A 4,976-nucleotide genomic window follows, 5' to 3' on the forward strand; every position below is an offset into this window, starting at 1 on the left:
CGCCCGCACCCGCACCCGCACTCACGTCCGCCGCTCGCTCCCGCGTGCCCTGAACAAGGGTCACGCACCGCCGAGCCGACGGACGCCCGGAGGACCCCCAGTGCCCCCACGCACCCGCATGCCTTCGTACGTCCGGCCCCCATGCACCCGCACGCCCTCGTACGTCCGGCCCCCACACACCCGCATGCCCTCGCTCGTCCGCCAGGCGCGGGCCGACTCGCCCTGGCCGAGGCTGCTCGCCGCCCTCGTCCGCGGCTGCCTGCTGATCACGATCGTCCTGTGTGCCTTCGCGCACGGTCCGGTCGACGAGCCCCACCGGACGCCGACGCAGCCCTCCACCGTCCTGGCGGCGGTGCAGCCCTCCTCCGGCCACGAGACACCGCACGGGCCCCACGACCACCACACGGCCGAGGAGTGCGTGCCCGTCGGCGTCCTGCGCGCCCCCGCCCCACAGTCGGCCGACCAGCCGCCCGCGACCGACACGGCCCCCCTGCTCGCCGGTGCCGCCGCGACCGCCGTGCGCCCGCCGTGGCGGGGGCGCCGTCGCCCGCACCGACGCCGACGCGCCCGTACCGGTAGGACAGCCCTCGTCCGTACCTCCAGGTGGCGCATCTAGACCTCTCGCTCGCAGCCGGCCCCGCACCGGCTGCCGCGCCGAACCCCCGAACGGCGGACCGGCCGACCGGCCGCATCCGTCCGCCCGTCCGTGGCCCGGCGCGAGACGACACCACCCATCCGTCTCACCGTCCAGCGAGAGCGAACGACATGCAGTCGATCACCAAGACGACCACCGGCATGACCACCACACCGTCCACCACACCCCGCACCGGCGGCCCCACGCACACCACCGCACCCGACACGCCCCGCGTCCCCGCCGACCCCCGCACCGCGTCCGGCGGTTCGGCGCTGCCCGCACTCGTCGGCAACACACCCCTCCTGCGCGTGTCCGAACCGCTGACCCCGGCCGGGCACGGCTTCTGGGCGAAGCTGGAGGGATTCAACCCCGGCGGCATCAAGGACCGGCCCGGCCTCTACATGGTCGAACGGGCGCGCGCCCGAGGCGAGTTGCGTCCCGGCGCACGGATCATCGAATCCACCAGCGGCACCCTCGGCCTCGGACTGGCGCTCGCCGGAATGGTCCACGGCCACCCCGTCACCCTGGTCACCGACCCGGGACTCGAGCCGTCCATGACCCGCCTGCTCGGCGTCTACGGCGCCGAGGTCGACATCGTCACCGACCCCCATCCCACCGGCGGCTGGCAGCAGGCCCGCCGCGACCGGGTCACCGAACTGCTCCGGCGCCACCCCGGCTCGTGGTGCCCCGACCAGTACAACAACCCCGACAACACCACCGCGTACACCCCCCTCGCCCTCGAACTCGCCACCGAACTGGGGCACATCGACGTCCTCGTGTGCAGCGTCGGCACCGGCGGCCACTCCGCGGGCATCGGCCGGGTGCTGCGCCAGCTGTACCCGGACATCCGGATCGTCGGCGTCGACACCATCGGCTCGACCATCTTCGGCCAGCCCGCCCGCCCCCGGCTGATGCGCGGACTCGGCTCCAGCATCTACCCCCGCAACGTCGCCTACGCCACCTTCGACGAGGTCCACTGGGTCGCCCCGCACGAGGCCGTGCACACCTGCCGCCGGCTCGCCGCCTCGCACTACGCGACCGGCGGCTGGAGCGTCGGCGCCGTGGCGCTGGTCGCCGGCTGGCTGGCCCGCACCGAGGCCGCCGACACCCGGATTGCGGCGGTCTTCCCCGACGGACCGCAGCGCTACCTCGACACCGTCTACGACGACGAGTACTGCGCCCGGCACGGCCTCCTCGCCGGGCCGCCGCCCCTGGACCCCGACGTCATCGGCCGCGCGGACGAGAAGGAGGTCGACCGCTGGACCCGCTGCACCGACGTCGTCGACCCCCTCACCCTGCCCTCCACGCCCCGTGAGGGGGCCGCCGAGTGAAGGGCACCCTCGCCCAGGTGCGCTCCCACGACCGCGCCGTCCAGCTGCTGATGGTCAACCAGTTCACCATCAACCTCGGCTTCTACATGCTGATGCCCTACCTGGCCGCCCATCTGTCCGGCACGCTCGGCCTAGCCGGCTGGGTCGTCGGACTCGTGCTGGGCGTACGGAACTTCAGCCAGCAGGGCATGTTCGTGGTCGGCGGCACCCTCGCCGACCGCCTCGGCTACAAGCCCCTGATCGTCGCCGGATGCGTCCTGCGCACCGTCGGCTTCGCCGCGCTCGGCTTCGTCGACTCGCTGCCCGCGCTGCTGGCCGCGTCGGCGGCCACGGGTCTCGCGGGCGCGCTCTTCAACCCGGCCGTCCGGGCCTACCTCGCGGCGGAGGCAGGGGAGCGCAGGGTCGAGGCGTTCGCCCTGTTCAACGTCTTCTACCAGGCCGGCATCCTGTTGGGCCCGCTGGTGGGCATGGTCCTCACCGGCGTCGACTTCCGCGTCACCTGTCTGACGGCGGCCGGTGTCTTCGCCGTGCTCTCCGTCGTGCAGATCCGCGCCCTGCCCGCGCGCGGCCGGGAGGACGGCGGGGGACAGCACGGCGACATGCGGGAGGGCGTGCTCACCCAGTGGCGCGGCATCCTCGCCAACCGGGCCTTCCTGCTGTTCTCCGTGGCCATGGTCGGCTCGTACGTCCTCACCTTCCAGGTCTATCTGGCCCTGCCCCTGGAGGTACGGCGGATCGGCGGGGACGGCGAGTTCGGCACGGCCGCGGTGGCGGTGCTCTTCGCGGTCTCCGGGCTCAGCACGATCCTCGGTCAGACCCGGGTCACCGCCTGGTGCAAGGCCCGCTACGAGCCGGGCCAGGCCCTCATCCGGGGCCTGGCGGTCATGGGCGTCGCCTTCCTGCCCCTGCTGCTGACCGCCGCTCTGCCGGTACCGGCGCCCGGCGTCGGACGGTGGCTGGCGGCGGCCGTCCCGCCCGCGCTGGCCGCGCTGCTCCTGGCCGTCGGCACGATGATCGCGTACCCCTTCGAGATGGACACCATCGTCCGCCTCTCCGGGGACCGGCTCGTCGCCACGCACTACGGGCTGTACAACACGGTCTGCGGGATCGGCATCACGGTCGGCAACCTCCTCACCGGTGCCGCCCTGGACGCGGCTCGCGAGGCGGGCCTGCCCGCGCTGCCGTGGATCTCGCTGTGCGCGCTCGGCCTCGCCTGCGCGGCCGCCGTGCACGGCCTGCACCGCACGGGCCGCCTGGCCGCACCGGCGCAGCCCAAGCCGGTGACGGTCTGACCGACACCCCCTGCTGACGACGAGGGGCGGGCGCCCCCGTGGCGCCCGCCCTTTCCCCGTCCGCCTCACGCGAACTCGTCGACCGCTCCCCGCCGCCGGACGCCCTTCGCCAGCAGCCCGCCCGCGAAGCCCGTCACCAGCCCCCACAGGGCGGCGAGTCCCAGCGCGGACCACGGCTGTGGCCGTAGATACACCTCTCCGCCCAGATCGCCGCCGAGGTCGCCGATGCCGATGACCGACAGCCCGTAGTGGGCGGAGATCCTGGCGACGAGACAGATCATCAGGACGGTGAGGACGAGGGCGACCGCCATGTGCACCGCGTGCTGCCACAGCCGGACCCGCGCGGGGGAGCGGGCCGCCATCACGAACGCGGCGACCAGCAGGAGCACGGCGTCGACCACCACCAGCCACCACACCCGTTCGTCGTAGTCGGCGAGGGAGCCGAGGTTCAGCTCGGAGACGTCGGGGCCGCGCAGCACCTGGTCCAACACCTGCGGCATCGGCAGCCCGAAGGGCCCCTCGACCTGCCCTTCCCAGGTGGCGCCCAGCCCGATCGTGAACGTCAGCCACACGATGTTCGGCAGACCCAGCAGGATGACCGCGGCCGTCTCGGCGGCATGCCCCCGCGTCGCGGCGACCACGATCCCGATGACGACGCCGAGTGCCACGTACGCCAGCAGCAGCACCACCATGGCGTACGCCGCCGGGCGCACCGACTCCTGGAACCGCAGCAGCCGCGGTGGGAGCGGGGCCGCACGGGAGACCAGCAGCGCCAGGACGAGGATCCCGGCGAGCCACAGCAGGCCGAAGAAGACGGTGGACGCGATGTCCGTCTCGAAGCCCACGTCGGCCGACGTGCCGAGGAAGTCCCCCACGTCGCCGAGGGGGATGTCGAACGTCTGCCGCGCCCCGAGCGAGACACCGATGAGCGCCGCGAGCCACAGCACGGCGATCCGTACGGCCCAGCCGGCGAGTTCGGTCGCCCCCGCGACCGCGCGGTGCCGCAGCGGCCTCAGGAACCCGGCGGCGATCACCAGGGCCCCCGCGAGGGTCACCGACAGCGGGATCACGGTCAGTCCGGCCTGCGTCTCGGCGATGGCCCCGGCGCCGCCGGACAGCTCGATGGTGCCGCCGACCGCCGTCACGACGGCGGCCGCGACCACCCGCGGGAACGCGTTGTCCGGCAGGTCCTTCGCACCCGCCGCCCACAGACCGAGCGCGGCCACCACCACCATGACGACCAGCCCGGCGAGGACCGTGCCGAGGGCCTGGAGCCAGCCGTGCCGGGCGGTCGCCCGCTCGGGCTCCGTCCGCGGAGAACGCAGGGTCTGAGGACTCACCCTTGCCACGCTAAGCACGGCGAGGTCACTCCGCGCGCCGGACGGAGGGTGACCGCTCGGCTTGCGGGCGGAGCCGGACCAGAGCACACAATAGGCCTGTCGTGCAACAAAGCGGCATCAAAAGTGAGAAAAGCCGCGGAATCCCTACGGCGGGAGAAGACCCGTGAGCGCCGAACAACCCTCCTCCGGCCGCCCGACCGGACCCCCCTCCGGCCCCCTGTCCGGGCCGGGCTGCGACGGCCCGGACAGGGGGCCGGAGGGGGGGCCGGTCGGGCGGCCGGGGGAGGGTTGTTCGGCGCTCACGGGTCTTCTCCCCCCGTAGGGATGCGGCGGCTCTTCTCACCTTTGATGCCGCCTTGTTTCACGACCGGCCTATTGT

General features: G+C 73.7%; 4 protein-coding genes. 3 read left to right on the plus strand and 1 reads right to left on the minus strand.

From position 1 onward, the window contains the following. Positions 1 to 184: 184 nt before the first annotated feature. The 3 genes from AOK23_RS21920 (at position 185) to AOK23_RS21930 (ending at position 3,257) form a co-directional block, all read left to right on the plus strand. Positions 185 to 616, plus strand: a complete 432-nt coding sequence (locus tag AOK23_RS21920) for a hypothetical protein (RefSeq protein WP_055714391.1) — start codon at positions 185 to 187, stop codon at positions 614 to 616. A gap of 179 nt (positions 617 to 795) precedes the next feature. Next, a complete protein-coding gene (locus tag AOK23_RS21925; RefSeq protein ID WP_206336256.1) occupies positions 796 to 1,965 on the plus strand; it encodes a PLP-dependent cysteine synthase family protein in 1,170 nt (389 codons plus the stop codon). Further along, positions 1,962 to 3,257 carry an MFS transporter gene (locus AOK23_RS21930; protein WP_055714392.1) on the plus strand — a complete coding sequence of 432 codons (1,296 nt, stop codon included), beginning with the start codon at positions 1,962 to 1,964 and terminating at the stop codon, positions 3,255 to 3,257. Before AOK23_RS21925 ends, AOK23_RS21930 begins: the two co-directional genes overlap by 4 nt. A gap of 65 nt (positions 3,258 to 3,322) precedes the next feature. Here AOK23_RS21930 and AOK23_RS21935 read toward each other — a convergent pair whose 3' ends face one another. Further along, positions 3,323 to 4,597, minus strand: coding sequence for a streptophobe family protein (locus tag AOK23_RS21935; RefSeq protein ID WP_055714393.1), 1,275 nt, complete (start codon positions 4,595 to 4,597; stop codon positions 3,323 to 3,325). Positions 4,598 to 4,976 lie beyond the last annotated feature (379 nt).

Origin of the sequence: Streptomyces torulosus, assembly GCF_001419765.1 — a bacterium.
Taxonomy (GTDB): domain Bacteria; phylum Actinomycetota; class Actinomycetes; order Streptomycetales; family Streptomycetaceae; genus Streptomyces; species Streptomyces torulosus.

Coding starts and splice junctions, on each gene's coding strand:
- AOK23_RS21920 (WP_055714391.1), top strand. CDS start 185: ATGCCCTCGCTCGTCCGCCAGGCGCGGGCCGACTCGCCCTGGCCGAGG.
- AOK23_RS21925 (WP_206336256.1), top strand. CDS start 796: ATGACCACCACACCGTCCACCACACCCCGCACCGGCGGCCCCACGCAC.